This window comes from Kitasatospora sp. NPDC057518 (genome assembly GCF_042802075.1).
Lineage (GTDB): Bacteria > Actinomycetota > Actinomycetes > Streptomycetales > Streptomycetaceae > Kitasatospora.
Window position 1 is genome coordinate 1 of sequence record NZ_JBHVEU010000188.1, and the last position, 16,203, is coordinate 16,203.

Sequence of the window (16,203 nt, forward strand, 5' to 3'; positions counted from 1 at the left end):
CAGCCGGTGACCTGCTCCCACAGGTCACCGGGGCCCGCGCACGCCTCGGCCCGAGGATCCGGCTCAGACGCCCAGCCGGCGCAGGGCCTCCTCGTGCAGCAGGCCGTTGGAGGCGACGGCGTCGGCGCCGCCGGGGCCGGGGACGCCGTCCAGACCGGTGAAGCGGCCGCCGGCCTCCTCGACGATGATGCAGTTGGCCGCCATGTCCCACAGCGACAGCTCGGGCTCGGCGGCGATGTCGACGGCGCCCTCGGCGACCATCATGTAGGACCAGAAGTCGCCGTAGGCGCGGGTGCGCCAGCAGGCGCGGGTGAGGTCCAGGAACGGGTCGAGGCGCCCGCGCTCCTCCCAGCCGGTGAGCGAGGAGTAGGAGAAGGACGCGTCCTCGATCCGGGAGACGCCGGAGACGTGCAGCCGGGAGGCCTTGGCCAGGCTGCGGCCGCCGAACGCCCCGAGGCCCTTGGCCGCCCACCAGCGGCGCTGGAGCGCGGGGGCGGAGACCATGCCGACCACCGGGCGCTCGACGCCGTCCGGGCCGTCCTCCAGCAGGGCGATCAGGGTGGCCCAGACCGGGACGCCGCGGATGTAGTTCTTGGTGCCGTCGATCGGGTCGATCACCCAGCGGCGCGGGCCCGAGCCCTGGAGGCCGAACTCCTCGCCGAGGACGGCGTCGCGCGGGCGGGCGCGCTGGAGCACGCTCCGCACCAGCTCCTCGGCGGCCTTGTCGGCGTCGCTCACCGGGGTGAGGTCGGGCTTGGTCTCGACCTTCAGGTCGAGGGCGCGGAAGCGCTCCAGGGTGACCGAGTCGGCCGAGTCGGCGAGGACATGGGCGAGTCGGAGGTCGTCGTGGTAATCGGCCATGCCCGAAACCCTAGCCGCTCAGTGGGCCGTGCCGCTGAGCTGGAGGCCGATGACGCCGGCGATCACCAGCGAGATCGAGACCAGCTTGAGGACCGAACTGGTCTCGTCCAGGAAGACCATGCCGTAGATCGCGGTGCCCGCCGCGCCGATGCCCGTCCACACCGCGTAGGCGGGGCCGACCGGCAGGGTCTTCAGCGAGAGGGTGAGCAGGCCGAAGCTGCCGAGGGCGAACACGCAGAAGCTGATGGTGGGCCAGAGCCTGGTGAAACCCTCGCTGAGCTTGAGGTTGATCGCGAAGCCGGTCTCCAGCAGGCCGGCCAGGACCACCAGGGCCCATGCCATCGCGTGCCCTCCCTGTCGATCGGGGGTCGGACCGGGTACGGTCCGACCTTCCTATGATCGCCAAGTGAGCCCGCTCCGACACCTCGAACGGGCCACCGGCCCCGAACCCGGGGACGGGCCCGGTCCGGCCGGGCTCAGTCGAGCTCGCCCTCCTTGCTGGCCAGCAGCCGGCGCAGCGAGTAGAGCCGGGCGGCCTCGGCGTGGCCCTCGGCGACCCAGGCGTCCAGCGCGCAGTCCGGCTCGTCGTGGCTGCACGCGCGCGGGCAGTCGACGGTGCCGGGCTCCAGGTCGGGGAAGGCGAGGATGACCCGGGACGGGTCGATGTGCGAGAGGCCGAAGGAGCGGAAGCCGGGCGTGTCGATCACCCAGCCGGGGTTCAGCGCCTTCTTCGAGCCCGGCTTGGCGCCGGGCGGCGGGGGCAGCCGCAGCGCCAGGGCGGAGACGGTGGTGTGCCGGCCGCGGCCGGTCACCGCGTTGACGCGCCCGGTCTGCCGCTGGCGGTCCGGGACGAGCGCGTTGACCAGGGTGGTCTTGCCGACGCCCGAGTGGCCGATGAACACCGTGGACAGCCCGCGCAGGTGCTCGCGGACGGCCTCGGCGCCGGTGGTCTCCAGCTCGTCGCGGCGGGTGACCACGTACGTGATGCCCAGCGGGGCGTACGAGTCCAGCAGCGTCGAGGCCGGCGCGAGGTCGGACTTGGTGAGCACCAGCAGCGGCTCCATGCCCGCGTCGTAGGCCGCCACCAGGCAGCGGTCGATCAGCCGGGGGCGCGGCTCCGGGTCGGCCAGGGCGGTGACGATCGCCAGCTGCTGGGCGTTGGCGACCACGATCCGCTCGTACGGGTCGTCGTCGTCCGCCGTGCGCCGCAGCACCGAGCCGCGCTCCTCGACCCGGACGATCCGGGCCAGGGTGTCGGCGTCCCCGGAGAGGTCCCCGACCAGGTTGACCATGTCGCCGACGACGACGCCCTTGCGGCCCAGCTCGCGGGCCTTCATGGCGACGACCTCGCGCTCCTGCTTCGTCCCCGGGTCGACCAGGCAGGTGACCCGGCCGCGGTCGACGGTCAGCACCATCGCCTCGGCGGCCTCCTCGTGCTTGGGCCGGATCCGGGTCCGCGGCCGGGATCCCCGGCGGGCGGGGCGGTTGCGGATGTCGTCCTCGTCGGCGTCCTTGCCGTAGCGGCGCATGTGCTCAGTCTCCGCTCAGACGCCCGCCGTCGCTTCCGCCGCTTCGCCGAGCAGTTCGGCCCACATCCCCGGGAAGTCGGGCAGGGTCTTGGCGGTGGTGGCCACGTTCTCGACCTCCACGCCGGGGACGGCGAGGCCGAGGACGGCGGCGGCGGTGGCGAGGCGGTGGTCCTCGTAGGTGTGGAAGACGCCCCCGTGCAGCGGGCGCGGGCGGATCCGCAGACCGTCCTCGGTCTCCGTGACGTCGCCGCCCAGGTCGTTGATCTCCTTGGCGAGCGCGGCGAGCCGGTCCGTCTCGTGCAGGCGCAGGTGCGCGATGCCGTACAGGTGGGACTCGGAGTCGGCGAGCGCGGCGACGGCGGCGATCACCGGGGTGAGCTCGCCGACGTCGTGCAGGTCGGCCTCGATGCCGTGGATCCGGCCGGTGCCGGTGAACTGCAGGCCCTCGTCGGTGAACTCGCAGGCGCCACCCATCCGGGTGTAGATCTCGCGCAGCTGGTCACCGGGCTGGGAGGTGTGCTTGGGCCAGTCCCGCACGGTGACCCGGCCGCCGGTGACCAGCGCGGCGCCGAAGAACGGCGCGGCGTTGGAGAGGTCCGGCTCGACCACCAGGTCGCGGCCGATCACGGCGCCCGGGGTGACCCGCCAGACGTCCTTCTCGCCGCCGTCCTCGGGGGCGTCGACCTGGGCGCCGGCCAGCCGCAGCATCTCCACGGTCATCCGGATGTGCGGCAGCGACGGGACCGGGCCGCCGACGTGGCGGACCTCGATGCCGTGGTTGTACCGGGCGCCGGAGAGCAGCAGGGCGGAGACGAACTGGGACGAGGAGGAGGCGTCCAGCTCGACCGGGCCGCCGTCCAGCGAGCCGGTGCCGTGCACCGTCAGCGGGAAGGCGCCGCGGCCGCCGTCCTCGATCCGGGCGCCGAGCGCGCGCAGGGCGTTGATCACGCCGTGCTGGGGGCGCTCGTAGCAGCGCGGGTCGCCGTCGAAGTGCACCGGGCCGTCGGCCAGGACGGCCAGCGGGGGCAGGAAGCGCATCACGGTGCCGGCGTTGCCGACGTCGACCGAGGCCGGGCCGAGCAGTGCGGGGGCGGGGATGACCCGCCAGGCCTCGCCGCCGCCGGTGCCGCCGGAGTCGTTGTTGACCTTCTCCTCGATGGTGACCCCGAGGGCGCGCAGGCCGTCGGCCATCAGCTGGGAGTCGCGGCTGCGCAGCGGGCGCCGCACCCAGCCCGGCCCGTCGGCGAGGGCCGCCAGCACCAGGGCCCGGTTGGTGACCGACTTGGAGCCGGGGATGGTGACGGTGGCGTCGACGGGGCTGGTCGCGACGGGGGCGGGCCACAGGGTCTCGGTCATGGGGCAAGTCTAGGGGCCGTACGGGAACGTTCTCGGCGCGCGGCCGGGCGGCGGGAGGCCCGGTGGGCTCACTGCAGGGGCTGGAGCAGCCAGGCGGCGCCGAGGGCGAGGCAGGCGAGGGCGACGAGCAGGAAGACGGTGACCCAGGCGAGGGCGGGGACGTGGGTGAGCCGGGCGAGCTGGTCGGCGTCGGAGTCGCGGGCCCAGCCGATCCGGCGCTGGTGCTGGAGCTCCAGGACGGGGCGGACGGCGCCGAGGAGCAGGAACCAGCAGCCGAGGTAGGCGAAGCCGGCCTGGACCTCGGCGCTGCCGAACCAGGAGACCAGGAAGAAGGCGCCGCCGGCGACCAGCACGGTGAGGAAGCCGAAGGCGTTGCGGATGCGCAGGAGCAGGGCGAGCAGCAGCACGATCGCCAGCCAGAGCAGCAGGGTGATCCGGTCGGCGGCGAGCAGGGCGGCGCAGCCGAGGCCGAGCAGGGCGGGGGCGGTGTAGCCGGCGGCGGCGGTGAGGACCATGCCGGGGCCGGTGGGGCGGCCGTAGGAGAGGGTGAGTCCGGAGGTGTCCGAGTGCAGCCGGATGCCGGCCAGTTTGCGGCCGGTGACCAGGGCGATCAGGCCGTGGCCGCCTTCGTGGGCGATGGTCACGGCGTTGCGGGCGACGTGCCAGAGCGGGCGGGCGAGGACGGTGAGCAGGGCGGCGGCGCCGGTGGCCAGGACCAGCCAGCCGGGCGGGGCGGCCTGGGTGCCGGTCACCTGGTTCCACAGGTCGCCGAGGGTCTGGTCGTTCGCGTTCATCGGGGTCTCTCCGCCTCCGTCCGTCGTACCGGGCCGCCGTGTGGGCCGTTCGGGGCAGCCTCCCATGCGGGGACGGGCGGGAGGCAGGGGGTGGTTCTGGTCCGTGGATGAACAGGTCCTGAGGAGCGGCGGCATGGCAAGCTGGCCCGCATGTGCGGTCGGTTCGCAGCGAGCAGCAAGCCCGGGGACGTCGTCGAGCTGTTCGGCGTCGAGCACTGGGACCCCGAGGAGACCCTGGACCCGAACTGGAACGTCGCGCCGACCAACAGCGCGTTCGTGGTGCTGGAGCGGCTGGGCCGGGAGCGGCCGCGGCCGGTGCGCCAGCTGCGGGTGCTGCGCTGGGGGCTGGTGCCGCAGTGGTCGAACTCCGCCGAGACGGCGGTGAAGATGATCAACGCCCGGTCGGACACGGTGCACGAGAAGCCCTCGTACCGGCAGGCCTTCGCCGCCCGCCGGTGCATCCTGCCGGTGGACGGCTACTACGAGTGGCAGACGGTCCCGGGGGAGCGCGGCAAGGCCCGCAAGAAGCCGTACTTCGTGTCCCGGGCGGACGGTGCCCCGCTGGCGCTGGCCGGGCTGTACGAGTTCTGGCGCAACCGGGCGGTGCCGCCGGGGCACCCGGAGGCCTGGCTGGTGACGTTCACGATCGTCACCACGGACGCCGAGGAGCTGCTGGCGCCGATCCACGAGCGGATGCCGCTGTTCCTGGACCGGGGGGACTGGGACGAGTGGCTGGACCCGCGGCTGACCGACCCGGACGGGCTGCGCCGGCTGCTGATACCCCCGCCGCCGGGCGCGCTGGTGGCCACCCCGGTGTCGCCGGCGGTCGGCAGCATCCGCAACAACGGCCCGGAGCTCAAGGAGCCGTGGGCCGAGCCCGAGTACGAGACCACCCTGTTCTGAGCCGCCTGTTCCGACCTTTTGCGAACGTTCCGGGAGACGTCGAGATGAGCACCACCGAACCGGTCCGCACCGAAGCGGTCCCCACCGGAGCCGGGGAGGCCCGGATCACCTACCACCCGGCCGCGAAGCCGGTGGCCGTCCTGGCCCTCGGCCACGGCGCGGGCGGCGGGATCGAGGCCAGGGACCTGGTGGCGCTGGCCGCGAAGCTGCCGGCCCGGGGGATCACCGTGGCGCTGGTCGAGCAGCCCTGGCGGGTGGCGGGCCGGAGGCTGGGCCCGGCGCCGAAGACGCTGGACGAGGGCTGGCGGCCGGTGGCCGAGCGGCTGGCCGGGCAGGGGCTGCCGCTGGTGGTCGGCGGGCGCAGCGCGGGGGCGCGGGTGGCCTGCCGGACGGGCGCGGCGACCGGGGCGGTCGGGGTGGTGGCGCTGGCGTTCCCGCTGCATCCGCCGGGCCGGCCGGAGAAGAGCCGGGCGGAGGAGCTGCTGGGGTCCGGGCTGCCGACGCTGGTGGTGCAGAGCGCGGCGGACCCGTTCGGCGGGCCGGTGGAGTTCCCGGAGCTGCCGCAGGGGCACGAGCTGGTGGCGGTGCCGTACGGCAGCCACGGCTTCGAGGTGCCCAAGCGGGCGCCGGTGGGGCAGGACGAGGTGCTGGACCTGATCTGCTCGGCGGTGGGGGACTGGGTGCTGCGGCTGGTGTGAGGCCGTGGGGCGGTCCGGCTCCGGCTCCGGCTCCGGCTTCGGGGCCGTGAGCAGGGAGTTTCCATTCGCTCACTCGTGCGAGTGAATGGCGCCCGGGGACGGGAATGCGGGCGGGGCGCGTGTGGTTGTCGTCTCCGTCAGCAGGAGTCACCGGTGAGAGGCAGGGCAGATGGGTTCGATCGCGTGCCCCGAACGGCCTGAGGAGCGCGAGGCCACCGCGGCGTTCGCCCCCTCCTGGTCGGACTGGATCGACGCGGGCGAGAAGCCCGTCAGCCCGATATCCTCCATTTCTGGGCGGCCCGCCGTGGGCCGTGCCCGTCATGCCGAGGAGGTGGGTCCGGTCGTCGGGACCGAGCACGAGGCCGATCCGGGCCGTGGCCCGGGCGACGCCCTGCCCGCGGGCGAGGCGCTCACCGGTGAGGAGCTGGCCGAGGCGATCGGTGAGGACACCTACCGGGTGTCGGCGGAGGAGAGCGAGGAGGCCCGGCGGGAGCGCTTCGAGCGCGACGCCCTGGGCTACCTGGATCCGATGTACTCGGCGGCGCTGCGCATGACGCGCAACCCGGCCGACGCGGAGGACCTGCTCCAGGAGGCGTTCGCCAAGGCGTACGCGTCCTTCCACCAGTTCCGTGAGGGGACGAACCTCAAGGCCTGGCTGTACCGCATCCTCACCAACACGTTCATCAACTCGTACCGCAAGAAGCAGCGGGAGCCCCAGCGCACCGCGGCGGAGGAGATCGAGGACTGGCAGCTGGCCCGGGCCGAGTCGCACATGTCGACCGGTCTGCGCTCGGCCGAGACCCAGGCGCTCGACCACCTCCCCGACAGCGATGTGAAGGACGCGCTCCAGGCCATCCCGGAGGAATTCCGGATCGCCGTCTATCTCGCGGACGTAGAAGGCTTTGCGTACAAGGAGATCGCGGACATCATGGGTACTCCCATCGGTACGGTGATGTCCCGGCTGCACCGCGGCCGCCGTCAGCTGCGCGGCATGCTGGAGGATTACGCCCGTGAGCGCGGGCTCGTCCCGGCCGGCAGCGGGGCAGGGCAGGAAGCGAAGGGCTCGGGCTCATGAGCTGCGGCGATCCGCACGAAACCGAGTGTGGCGAGGTCCTCGACCACCTCTATGAATTCCTCGACAACGAGATGGCCGAGGGTGACTGCGCCAAGTTGCGGGTGCACTTCGAGGAGTGCTCACCCTGCCTGAAGCAGTACGGGCTGGAGCAGGCGATCAAGGCGTTGATCAAGCGTTCCTGCGGGTGCGACGACACCCCGACCGACCTGCGCAGCAAGGTGCTGGCCAGGATCGACTCGATCCGGGCCGGGCAGCGCTCGGGCGAGCAGGTGGTGGTCGCCGTGGAGACCACCGTCGAGCTGCACGTCGAGTCGGCCCGGCCGGCGCCCAGGCCGGGCGGGGCGGGCGAGGCGGAGCCGGCCGGGCGCTCGGGCGCTCCGGTCGAGGCCGGCGCCCCCGCGGAGTGACGACCCGTCGGGCGAACGCCCGTACGGCGGCCGACTCCTTGGTCGACCGCCGGGGGCGGTAGCCCCGCGGCCCGCCGGCGAGGGCGGGCCGGACGGTTCGGGCACGTCCGGGCGGGTGTCGGGCGGGTTCAGGGCAAGGGCAACAGCGGCCCCGGGAGTACACACTCCCGGGGCCGCTCCCGTTCTGCTCGCATGCGCCGTCACTCGTTCGAGTGAGCTGGCGGTGCGCCAACTGCGCCATTGCGCCATCATGCGTCCCCATGTCCGGAGGGCGGCCTATTCTCCTGACGGACACTCACCGTCGGTCCGCCCGACGCGCTGAGGCAACACGGGGTCCGTACGGCGGGGAGGTCGAGATCGCTACCGACTGTGGAGGCTCGACCCTGCCGCGAGGGGCGGCGCGCTACCTGGTGGTGGTGCCGGTGGCGGCGCTGTGCTGCCTGGTGCCGCTGCTGCCGGCCGCGGCCGCCGGGGTGCCGCACTGGCTCGGCGCGCCGGTGGACTGGCCCAAGGTCGCGCTGCTGGCCTTCCTGCACGGCTGCTGGGAGTCCCTGGCCCAGGGCCTGCCCACGCCCTGCCTGGTGCTGGTGCGCCGACTGCTGCGCCGGCCGGCGCTGCCCGAGCGGACGCCCGCCCGGCCCGGGGTGAACACCTTCTTCCCGGTGCTGTTCGCCGGGGTGCTGATGCTCCCGCCGGCCGCCGCCGCCCTGGTGGCCGCCCCGGCCGCGCTGCTCGGCGGGCCGAGCGGGCGCGGCTGCCGCCCGCGCCAGCTGTTCAACGGCTCCCAGCTCGCGCTGTGCGCCTTCGCCTCCTCCGTCGCCTTCCACCTGCTGCACGGCCCGCAGCTGCTGCTCGGCTCCCGCTTCCCGGCCGCACTGCTGCCCGGATTCGCCGCCGTCGCGGTGTTCTGCCTGGTCAACGGGGTGGTGGTGGGCGTCATGCTGATGCTCAGTGAGGGCCGCCGGCCCGGGGTGCTGCTGAGCGGGGCGCACGCGTCCTGCGGGCTGCCGGTGCTGGTGCACGCGGCCGGCGGGCTGATGGTCGCGGTGCTCTGGCAGGGCCCGTACGGCGCGTTCGCGGCGCTGCTCGCGCTGCTGCCGCTGTCCATCTCGGCCTGGGTGTTCGCCCAGGGCCAGCGCGAGCGGGACGCCCACCAGGCCACCGTGCAGTCGCTGGTGCAGGCCGTGGAGATCAAGGACTCCTACACCCGGGGCCACAGCGAACGGGTCGGCCGGGCCTCGGTGCTGATCGCCACTCAGCTCGGCATGGAGGCCGAGCGGCTGCGCACCCTGCGCTTCGCGGGCATCCTGCACGACGTCGGCAAGCTCGGCGTGGCCACCGAGCTGCTGCGCAGAAACGGTCCCCTGACCGAGGCCGAGCGCCGGGCGGTGGAGATCCACCCGGTGTACGGGTACGAGCTGGTGCGCGGGATCGACTTCCTCGGCGAGGCGCACGCCGGGATCCTGCACCACCACGAGCGGCTGGACGGCCGGGGCTACCCGAGCGGGCTGGCCGGCGAGCGGATCCCCGAGTTCGCCCGGATCATCTCGGTCGCCGACGCCTTCGACTCGATGACCTCCACCCGCTCCTACCGGCGCGGCCGCCCGGTCGGCGAGGCGGTCGCGGAGCTGGAGCGCTGCTCGGGCAGCCAGTTCGACCCGGTGATGGTGCGGGCGCTGATCGACGCGCTGGCCGGGTACGACTGGCAGCCGGTGGTGCACTCCGAGGACTCCATCGAGGCGGTGCCGGACATCCCGCTCGGGGTGCCCGAGCCGGTCCGGGCCGCCCCGGGCCGGGTGCCGCCCCAGGGCGGCGGGACCGTCCCCGCGGCCGGGCAGCCGTGAGGGCCCCCGGGCGGGCGGCTGCCGGGCGCGCGGCCTCCGGTGGCGCGGCCTCCGGTGGTGCCGGTGCCGCCGCCGGGCGGGAGCTGTTCGGGCCCGGGGTGTCCGGGCCCCGGGCACTGCGGCGCGTGGTCCTCGGCCGTGCGCCCTGCGGGCGCACCGCGCGCGCGGTGCACGCGGCGGCCGCCGCGCTGCTGGCGCTCGCGCTGGGCGCCGTCGCGGTGCGCGGGGTCGCGGAGCCCCGGGTCGCGCTGGCGTTCACCGTGCTGATCGCGCTCGGCGAATGCGTCCGCATCACCCTTCCGGGGGATCGGGAGCAGGCGCCGATCGGCGCGGCCGGTGCGCTGGCGTACGCCCTGCTCGGGCCGCTGCGCGGGGTGCCGACCGCGCACGGGACGCTCCAGGTGGTCGCGGTGACCGGGGCCGGCCTGCTGCTGGGCCGGCTGGCCGGCCTCGTCCTGCCGGACCGGGCCCTGCCGGACGGCCCCGGGCGCCCGCACCGCCGTCCGCCCTGGGCCGACCCGGCCCGCCGCGACGGCGCCGCCCGCCGGGTGCTCGCCGTCGGCTTCGCGGGCGCCGTCTTCCAGCCGCTCTACAACGGCGGCATGGTCGACCGCTTCTCGCCCGAGGGCCCGGCGTACGGGGTGTTCCTGACCGCCGTCGCCGCGCTGGCCGCGCTCTGCGACGCGACCCTGGCGGCGCTGCTGCGCCGCTCCGGCGGCGGGCTGCGGTTCCCGGCGGCGCTGGAGGACGAGCTGCGCTCGCTGTTCGGCATCGGCTCGGCGATCGTCGCCACCGGGATGCTGGTCAGCCTCGCGGCCGGCGAGGTCGGGCTGTGGGCGCTGCCGCTGTTCTGCACCCCGCTGCTGCTCGCCCAGGTGTCCTTCCGGCGCGCCGCCGCCGTGCGGGCCACCACCGGGCAGACCATCGCCAGCCTCGCCCGGGCCACCGAGGTGGCCGGGTACACCCCGCACGGGCACGCGCGCCGGGTCGCGGACACGGCGTGCGCGCTGGGCCGCGAGCTGGGTCTGGGCACCCGCGAGCTCGCCCTGCTGGAGTACGCCGCGCTGATGCACGACGTCGGCCAGCTGTCCCTGGTCGAACCGGTGCCGGACGGCGCCACCGCGCTGCTGCCCGAGGCCGAGCAGCAGCGGATCGCCCGCCTCGGCAGCGAGGTGATCAGCCGCACCGGGGTGCCCCGGCAGGTCGCCGAGCAGGTCGCCCGGCTGGCCGACCCGTGCACCGGGCCCGCCTCGGGCGACGGCCCGGTGCCGCTCGCCTCCCGGATCATCCGGGTCGCCAACGCCCACGACGACCTGCTCACGGCGGCCCGCGGCCGGGGCGTCGGCGAGGCCGTCGGGCGGCTGGAGGCGCTGGAGGCCCTGCGGCTGGGCCGCGGCCGGGTCTACGACGCCCGCGTGGTGGACGCCCTGGCCAGGGTGGGCGGCTAGGGCCTGTCTTCAAACTCGCGTCTGCGGGGCCCGTACGGCCGGGCGGAGCAGGGTCAGCGGGCCCGTACGGCCCGGGCCGTCGGCCGCCGCCGCGGGGCCCGGGATGCGGGTTCCGGCCGTCAGGGGTTGAGCGGGCGGCATCGGACAGGCAGGCTGGGGAGGGGCGGGCCCCAACCTCGGCGGTGGGGAGCGCGGGCGGGGGCGGGCGTGGTTGGATGCGGTCGTAGCGTGGAACACCGACCCGGGGCACCGGGCCCGGGCGCCCTCCGAGGCGGTACGGGCACGGTGGCACGGGACTTGAGCGGACGACGACGGCAGGGACGAACGTGAGGATCTTCCACCGGGCACGGCACCGGCCGTCCGCCACCTGGCGGCAGACGACCGACCGGGCCTTCACGCTGATCGGCGACGGCCGCTACGAGGACGCCGGCGCCCTGCTGGTGATGGCCGCCGACCTGGAGCCGTGGCTCTCCGACTCCTGGTTCAACCTCGCCCTGCTGCACAAGTTCCGCCGGGACTGGGAGCAGGCCCGCTCGGCCGGCCTGCGCGCCGTCGCCCTGCTGGACCGCGAGCACGGCGCCCCGGACTGGTGGAACCTCGGCATCACCGCCACCGCCCTCCAGGACTGGCCGCTGGCCCGCCGCGCCTGGCAGGCGTACGGGCTGAAGCTGTCCGGCGGCCCCGGCGCGCAGCCGGACGGCCCGGTCAGCCTGGACCTCGGCACCACCCCGGTGCGGCTGTCCCCGGACGGCGAGTCCGAGGTGGTCTGGGGCCGCCGGCTGGACCCGGCCCGGATCGAGGTGCTGTCCATCCCGCTGCCCTCCTCCGGCCGCCGCTGGGGCGAGGTGGTGCTGCACGACGGCGCCCCGCACGGCGAGCGGGTCACCGACGGCGTCGCCTACCCGGTGTTCGACGAGATCGAGCTGTGGGCGCCCTCCCCGGTGCCGACGTACGTGGTGCTGCTGCAGGCCGCCACCGCCGGGGACCGGGACGCGCTGGAGCGGCTGGTCGCCGACGCCGGCTACGCGGCCGAGGACTGGACCTCCTCGGTGCGGCTGCTGTGCCGCGCCTGCTCGGAGAGCCGGATGGCCTCCGACGACGGGGTCGCCGCCCACCACGACCCGCACGACGACGGTGACGCCGCCCACCCCGGCCACCTCAGCCACCTCAGCCAGGGCGGCGCGGCCGGGATGTCCTGGCTGGTCGAGCGCGAGTGCGGGATCGCCGCCCCGGCCCACCTGGTGCGCACCCTGCTGGACCGCTGGGTCGCGTCCGCCCCGGGAAGCCGGGCGTACCGGGACCTCGAAGAAGTGTGCTGAGTACCCTGGTGAGGTAACGCGTACACCGACGGAAGCGGAAGACATGGCGGAGCAGGCCGAGCAGCACGAGCACGAGCACGACGTGGAGGGGACGGCGGCCGAGGCGCCCGTGAAGGTGATCGGTGAGGAGCCCGACCTCAGCAAGGGCACCGCCCGCCCGATCACCGTCGTCGGCAACCCGGTGCTGCACCGCGAGGTCAAGGACGTCACCGTCTTCGACGGTGAGCTGTCCGCGCTGATCGACGACATGTTCCAGTCGATGTACGCCGCCGAGGGTGTCGGCCTCGCCGCCAACCAGATCGGCGTCGACCTCAAGGTCTTCGTCTACGACTGCCCGGACGACGAGGGCGTGCGCCACATCGGCCACGTGATCAACCCCGTGCTGGAGGAGTACCCGGCCGACCGCCGCCGCGTCCTGGACGACGGCAACGAGGGCTGCCTCTCCGTCCCGACCGCCTACGCCGAGCTGGCCCGCCCGGACTACGCCGCGGTCACCGGCGTCGACAAGGACGGTCAGCCGATCCGCGTCGAGGGCACCGGCTTCTTCTCGCGCTGCCTCCAGCACGAGACCGACCACCTCTACGGCACCCTCTACATCGACAAGCTGTCGAAGCGGGACCGCAAGGACGCCCTGAAGCAGATGGCCGAGGGCACCCCGAAGTACGCGACCGTGGCGAACGACTGACGGTCCGTCGCACGCGAGGGCCGGGACACCAGCGGTGTCCCGGCCCTCGGCGTTCCGTGGGGCGGCCCGGTACAGGGGAGCGGCTCAGGACTCGCCGTGCTGGCCGCGGGAGAAGATGGTCGGGCTGCCGGGGAGCTCCGGGTTCGCGCCGAGGTGGTCGGCCAGGTCGCGCACCCCCTCGGCGAGCGAGACCGCCGGCCGGTAGCCGAGGCCCTGGAGCTTGGAGATGTCGCCGACCAGCCGGTAGGTGTCGTCCTCGATCTCCGGGATCACGCTGACCTCGGGCGTGACGCCGGTGGCCTCCCCGATCGTGTTGACGAGGTCGCGCATCGAGACCTCCGTACCGGAGCCGATGTTGAACACCTCGCCCAGCTCGGCCCGGTCGGCGATCGTCAGCAGCCCCTGGACCAGGTCGGTGACGTGGACGAAGTCGCGGGTCTTCCGGTCGATGTCGCCCACGATCTGGATGGGCTGGTGGTTGAGGTGCCAGCGCAGGAACCTGCCGACCTCGACCATCGCCTCGTGCGGGTTCTCACCCGGCCCGTAGACGCAGAACGGGCGGCCGACCACCACCGGCAGACCGCAGGCGCGGTGGAGCGCCAGGCAGGTGATCTCGCCGCTGAGCTTCGACGCGCCGTACGGGACGAAGGGGCGGGTCGGGTGGTCCTCGTCCATGGGGAATTTCCGCGGAGTTCCGTAGACGGACGCGGACGAGACGTAGACGACCCGGCGGACGGACGCCTTGAGGAGGGCCTCGGCGAAGATCAGGGTGCCGAGTGCGTTGATCTCGAAGTCGAGGCGCGGCTGCGTCACCGACAGCGTGCCGTTCGCGTTCGCGGCGACGTGGAAGACCAGGTCGGCGTCGTCCACGGCCTCGGCGACGGCGTCGACCTCGCGGATGTCCAGCAGGTGCAGGGTGGTCCCGGACGGCGCCGAGATGCTCGTCGCGGTGCGGGCGTTGTCGATGATCGCCACCTCTTTCCCGAGAAAGAGAAGGGCGCTGGTCAGGTGCCTTCCGACGAAACCCAATCCGCCCGACACCAATACCTTGTCGTATTCTTCGAGCATATTATCGATATATCAAGCCTCGAACATATTCGCGATCCGGGAATTCGGAATCGCGTCCGTCCGGGTGAAAATCAGGCGGACAGGTGTTCTCCCGGTTCGTGCTGTTCCGGTTCGTGGTGCTCCGGTTCGTGGCGTTCCGGCTCCGTGTCGAAGGCGCGGAAGAGCGAGAGGTCGGGGGTGCGGCCGCGGATCGCGGTCCAGGCCTCGTCGAAGTCGCGCCGGACCCCGGCCGGCGGCCACGGGGCGGGCCGCAGCTCCGGGGGGAGGAGCGGGTCGAGCTCCAGGGCGTGGGTGAAGGCCTCGGCCAGGCGCAGCGCGGTGGCGACGAGTTCGACGGAGCCGCGGTCGGGGCCGAGGGGTTCCTCGGCCAGCGCCTCGGCGAGGGGCCGGTAGGCCTCGACCGTCCCGGCCGCGGGCCAGAGCTGCTCGGCGGTGGCGGCGGGGCCGGTGAAGCCCCGGCCGGTCAGGCGGGTGGCCTCCGCCATGACCAGGTAGGCGTCGACGGTCGCCGCCGAGGCCTCGGCGGCGAGTTCGTCGAGCAGGTCGTGCGGGCTGACGTAGGCGCCGGGCGCGAGCGGGGCGGCGCCGAGCCGGGTCAGTGCGGTGCGCAGGGCGTCGCGTTCCGCCCGGTGCCGCTCGGGGACGGAGAAGGTGTAGAGGCGCCAGAGCCCGTCCCAGGGGGCGCGCCCGGCGTCCTGGGCGTAGGCGAGCGCGACGAACCGGACGTCCAGGTCCGAGCGGAGCCGGCCCGCGTCGGTCAGGACGAGCCGGCCCTTGCGGCCCCGCCCCTCCTGCCGCAGGACGCCCGCCGCCTCCAGCCGCCGTACGGCCAGCCGTACCGGCTGGTCCGACAGGCCGGCCGCCGCGGCGACGTCGTAGACGTAGTCGAGCGGGGCGGTGCCCTGCGGGTCGAAGCAGGCCTCGACGACCGTGCGCGGCGCGGGTCGGTACGGCGCGGCGTTGTCTGCGGACACGGGAGACCTCGGTTCTCGATCGCGCGCCCCGGGGCGGGGCCGTCCGGTCAATGTGCCACATCCGGCACGCGGGGCCTCAGGCGCCTTCCCAGGGGTAGCCGTGGCGGCGGAAGGCCGAGGCGATGGCCGCCTTCCCGCCCTCGACGTCGTCGTCGAAGAGGACCCGGCCGACCGGTGACTCGATCCGCACCTTGCCGCCGTGGCGGAAGACGCCGCCGACCTGGTCCCGGGTGATCACCCGGCTGTCGTCGCCCTCGACGACGGTGATGCTCTCGTCCGAGATGCGCAGCGTGGCGGCGTGGTAGGTGACGAACAGCCCGACCACGAGCCCGACGGCGGCGAGCGCCACCGGTCGGCCGATCACCATGGCCGGGGAGGTGAACGAGCCCAGGAAGCGCACGGTGTCCGCGTAGGGGATCGGGTGCCGGGCGGCGAACTGGAGGAGCCACGGGACGGCGAAGCCGAGGCCGGCGCCGACCGCGCCGCAGAAGGCCCAGATGACCACCTTGGTGTCGAGGGGCATCCGGAGCTCGGTCACGGCGGACTGGGCGCCGGTATCTTTCGTCATATGGACGACCGTAGCAGATTCGATAGTTTCAGGGCGTGGTCGGAGGCGCTCCGGGACGGGGCGGCGGCCCCGGTGTCACGTTTCCGACGGCTCCCCGGTCCATCTGTCGGGTGCGGTGGCCGCAGTCCGCGCCGCCGACCGAGAGAGGGGACATGACCATGGAGACCCTGACCGTCCGACGCGTCATCGCCGCACCGATCGAGGACGTGTTCGACTGGTGCGCCACCACCACCAACTACACCCGCTCCCCGCTCATCCTCCGGGCCCGCCTGGCCCGGCCGGGCGCCGGTGCGCCGTACGGCGTGGGGGCGGTACGGGTGCACACCTGGGCGATCGGCTGGTTCCGCGAGCGGGTCACCGCGTACAACCGGCCGTACGGCTTCGACTACACGGTCGAGCGCAGCCTGCCGCCGTCCCGGCACGAACTCGGCCGGATGACCTTCACCGAGGTCCCCGGCGGGACCGAGGTCGCGTGGACGACCACCTTCCAGGTCCACCTGCCCTTCGGCGCGGCCCTCACCCGGGCCCTGGCCAAGCCGGTCATCGCCCACACCTTCGGCCGCATCCTCGCCGCCGCCGACGCCGACCTCACCTCCGGCCGCCGACGGGCCGGGAACGGCGACGCCGGGTGACGGCGGCGGGCAACGACAGAGGTGCCCCGCACGGCCGAGCCG

At 74.3% G+C, this 16,203-nt stretch carries 17 protein-coding genes; 9 read left to right on the forward strand and 8 right to left on the reverse strand.

The window, feature by feature from the left end:
* Window positions 1-63: 63 nt before the first annotated feature.
* The 5 genes from hisN to ACFU7Z_RS20270 all read right to left on the reverse strand — a co-directional run bounded on the left by hisN (window position 64) and on the right by ACFU7Z_RS20270 (window position 4,540).
* Window positions 64-861, reverse strand: coding sequence for a histidinol-phosphatase (gene hisN / locus ACFU7Z_RS20250; protein ID WP_049655055.1), 798 nt, complete (start codon window positions 859-861; stop codon window positions 64-66).
* An 18-nt stretch (window positions 862-879) separates the two neighbouring features.
* A complete protein-coding gene (locus tag ACFU7Z_RS20255; RefSeq protein ID WP_074001397.1) occupies window positions 880-1,203 on the reverse strand; it encodes a multidrug efflux SMR transporter in 324 nt (107 codons plus the stop codon).
* Window positions 1,204-1,337: 134 nt separating this feature from the next.
* On the reverse strand, window positions 1,338-2,390 hold the full coding sequence (rsgA, locus tag ACFU7Z_RS20260; protein WP_380778636.1) for a ribosome small subunit-dependent GTPase A: 1,053 nt from the start codon (window positions 2,388-2,390) through the stop codon (window positions 1,338-1,340).
* 15 nt (window positions 2,391-2,405) lie between these two features.
* On the reverse strand, window positions 2,406-3,746 hold the full coding sequence (aroA, locus tag ACFU7Z_RS20265; protein WP_049655060.1) for a 3-phosphoshikimate 1-carboxyvinyltransferase: 1,341 nt from the start codon (window positions 3,744-3,746) through the stop codon (window positions 2,406-2,408).
* 68 nt (window positions 3,747-3,814) lie between these two features.
* Window positions 3,815-4,540 (reverse strand): M50 family metallopeptidase, encoded by a 726-nt coding sequence (locus ACFU7Z_RS20270; protein ID WP_074001398.1) that lies wholly within the window; start codon window positions 4,538-4,540, stop codon window positions 3,815-3,817.
* Window positions 4,541-4,690: 150 nt separating this feature from the next.
* Between ACFU7Z_RS20270 and ACFU7Z_RS20275 the strand changes: the two genes are divergently transcribed.
* From ACFU7Z_RS20275 to def, 8 genes are all read left to right on the forward strand, one after another.
* Window positions 4,691-5,443, forward strand: a complete 753-nt coding sequence (locus ACFU7Z_RS20275; protein ID WP_380778638.1) for an SOS response-associated peptidase — start codon at window positions 4,691-4,693, stop codon at window positions 5,441-5,443.
* A 44-nt stretch (window positions 5,444-5,487) separates the two neighbouring features.
* Window positions 5,488-6,141: an alpha/beta family hydrolase gene (locus tag ACFU7Z_RS20280; protein ID WP_380778640.1), complete on the forward strand. Its 654-nt coding sequence runs from the start codon at window positions 5,488-5,490 to the stop codon at window positions 6,139-6,141.
* Between the two features lie 169 nt (window positions 6,142-6,310).
* On the forward strand, window positions 6,311-7,216 hold the full coding sequence (locus ACFU7Z_RS20285) for a sigma-70 family RNA polymerase sigma factor (protein ID WP_074001401.1): 906 nt from the start codon (window positions 6,311-6,313) through the stop codon (window positions 7,214-7,216).
* Window positions 7,213-7,623 carry a mycothiol system anti-sigma-R factor gene (gene rsrA, locus ACFU7Z_RS20290; protein WP_380778642.1) on the forward strand — a complete coding sequence of 137 codons (411 nt, stop codon included), beginning with the start codon at window positions 7,213-7,215 and terminating at the stop codon, window positions 7,621-7,623. The genes ACFU7Z_RS20285 and rsrA overlap by 4 nt, the downstream gene beginning before the upstream one ends.
* Before the next feature lie 422 nt (window positions 7,624-8,045).
* The gene (locus ACFU7Z_RS20295; RefSeq protein WP_380778644.1) at window positions 8,046-9,467 is read left to right on the forward strand and encodes an HD-GYP domain-containing protein; all 1,422 of its coding nucleotides are present in this window, start codon (window positions 8,046-8,048) and stop codon (window positions 9,465-9,467) included.
* A gap of 125 nt (window positions 9,468-9,592) precedes the next feature.
* Window positions 9,593-10,915 (forward strand): HD-GYP domain-containing protein, encoded by a 1,323-nt coding sequence (locus ACFU7Z_RS20300; protein ID WP_107418692.1) that lies wholly within the window; start codon window positions 9,593-9,595, stop codon window positions 10,913-10,915.
* A gap of 326 nt (window positions 10,916-11,241) precedes the next feature.
* On the forward strand, window positions 11,242-12,234 hold the full coding sequence (locus ACFU7Z_RS20305) for a tetratricopeptide repeat domain-containing protein (protein ID WP_049652370.1): 993 nt from the start codon (window positions 11,242-11,244) through the stop codon (window positions 12,232-12,234).
* A gap of 109 nt (window positions 12,235-12,343) precedes the next feature.
* Complete coding sequence (gene def / locus ACFU7Z_RS20310) at window positions 12,344-12,919, forward strand: peptide deformylase (protein ID WP_369808303.1); 576 nt, start codon at window positions 12,344-12,346, stop codon at window positions 12,917-12,919.
* An 84-nt stretch (window positions 12,920-13,003) separates the two neighbouring features.
* Here the strand turns inward: def and ACFU7Z_RS20315 are convergent, their stop codons facing one another.
* From ACFU7Z_RS20315 to ACFU7Z_RS20325, 3 genes are all read right to left on the reverse strand, one after another.
* Window positions 13,004-13,987, reverse strand: coding sequence for an NAD(P)-dependent oxidoreductase (locus tag ACFU7Z_RS20315; protein ID WP_049652368.1), 984 nt, complete (start codon window positions 13,985-13,987; stop codon window positions 13,004-13,006).
* Window positions 13,988-14,058: 71 nt separating this feature from the next.
* The gene (locus ACFU7Z_RS20320; protein WP_380778646.1) at window positions 14,059-14,961 is read right to left on the reverse strand and encodes a transcriptional regulator; all 903 of its coding nucleotides are present in this window, start codon (window positions 14,959-14,961) and stop codon (window positions 14,059-14,061) included.
* Between the two features lie 76 nt (window positions 14,962-15,037).
* Window positions 15,038-15,529: a hypothetical protein gene (locus tag ACFU7Z_RS20325; RefSeq protein ID WP_380778648.1), complete on the reverse strand. Its 492-nt coding sequence runs from the start codon at window positions 15,527-15,529 to the stop codon at window positions 15,038-15,040.
* Window positions 15,530-15,687: 158 nt separating this feature from the next.
* On the opposite strand from ACFU7Z_RS20325, the gene ACFU7Z_RS20330 reads away from it, so the two are divergent.
* Window positions 15,688-16,161 (forward strand): SRPBCC family protein, encoded by a 474-nt coding sequence (locus tag ACFU7Z_RS20330; protein ID WP_380778650.1) that lies wholly within the window; start codon window positions 15,688-15,690, stop codon window positions 16,159-16,161.
* Window positions 16,162-16,203: the final 42 nt, after the last annotated feature.

Coding starts and splice junctions, on each gene's coding strand:
- hisN (WP_049655055.1), bottom strand. CDS start 861: ATGGCCGATTACCACGACGACCTCCGACTCGCCCATGTCCTCGCCGAC.
- ACFU7Z_RS20255 (WP_074001397.1), bottom strand. CDS start 1,203: ATGGCATGGGCCCTGGTGGTCCTGGCCGGCCTGCTGGAGACCGGCTTC.
- rsgA (WP_380778636.1), bottom strand. CDS start 2,390: ATGCGCCGCTACGGCAAGGACGCCGACGAGGACGACATCCGCAACCGC.
- aroA (WP_049655060.1), bottom strand. CDS start 3,746: ATGACCGAGACCCTGTGGCCCGCCCCCGTCGCGACCAGCCCCGTCGAC.
- ACFU7Z_RS20270 (WP_074001398.1), bottom strand. CDS start 4,540: ATGAACGCGAACGACCAGACCCTCGGCGACCTGTGGAACCAGGTGACC.
- ACFU7Z_RS20275 (WP_380778638.1), top strand. CDS start 4,691: ATGTGCGGTCGGTTCGCAGCGAGCAGCAAGCCCGGGGACGTCGTCGAG.
- ACFU7Z_RS20280 (WP_380778640.1), top strand. CDS start 5,488: ATGAGCACCACCGAACCGGTCCGCACCGAAGCGGTCCCCACCGGAGCC.
- ACFU7Z_RS20285 (WP_074001401.1), top strand. CDS start 6,311: ATGGGTTCGATCGCGTGCCCCGAACGGCCTGAGGAGCGCGAGGCCACC.
- rsrA (WP_380778642.1), top strand. CDS start 7,213: ATGAGCTGCGGCGATCCGCACGAAACCGAGTGTGGCGAGGTCCTCGAC.
- ACFU7Z_RS20315 (WP_049652368.1), bottom strand. CDS start 13,987: ATGCTCGAAGAATACGACAAGGTATTGGTGTCGGGCGGATTGGGTTTC.
- ACFU7Z_RS20325 (WP_380778648.1), bottom strand. CDS start 15,529: ATGACGAAAGATACCGGCGCCCAGTCCGCCGTGACCGAGCTCCGGATG.
- ACFU7Z_RS20330 (WP_380778650.1), top strand. CDS start 15,688: ATGGAGACCCTGACCGTCCGACGCGTCATCGCCGCACCGATCGAGGAC.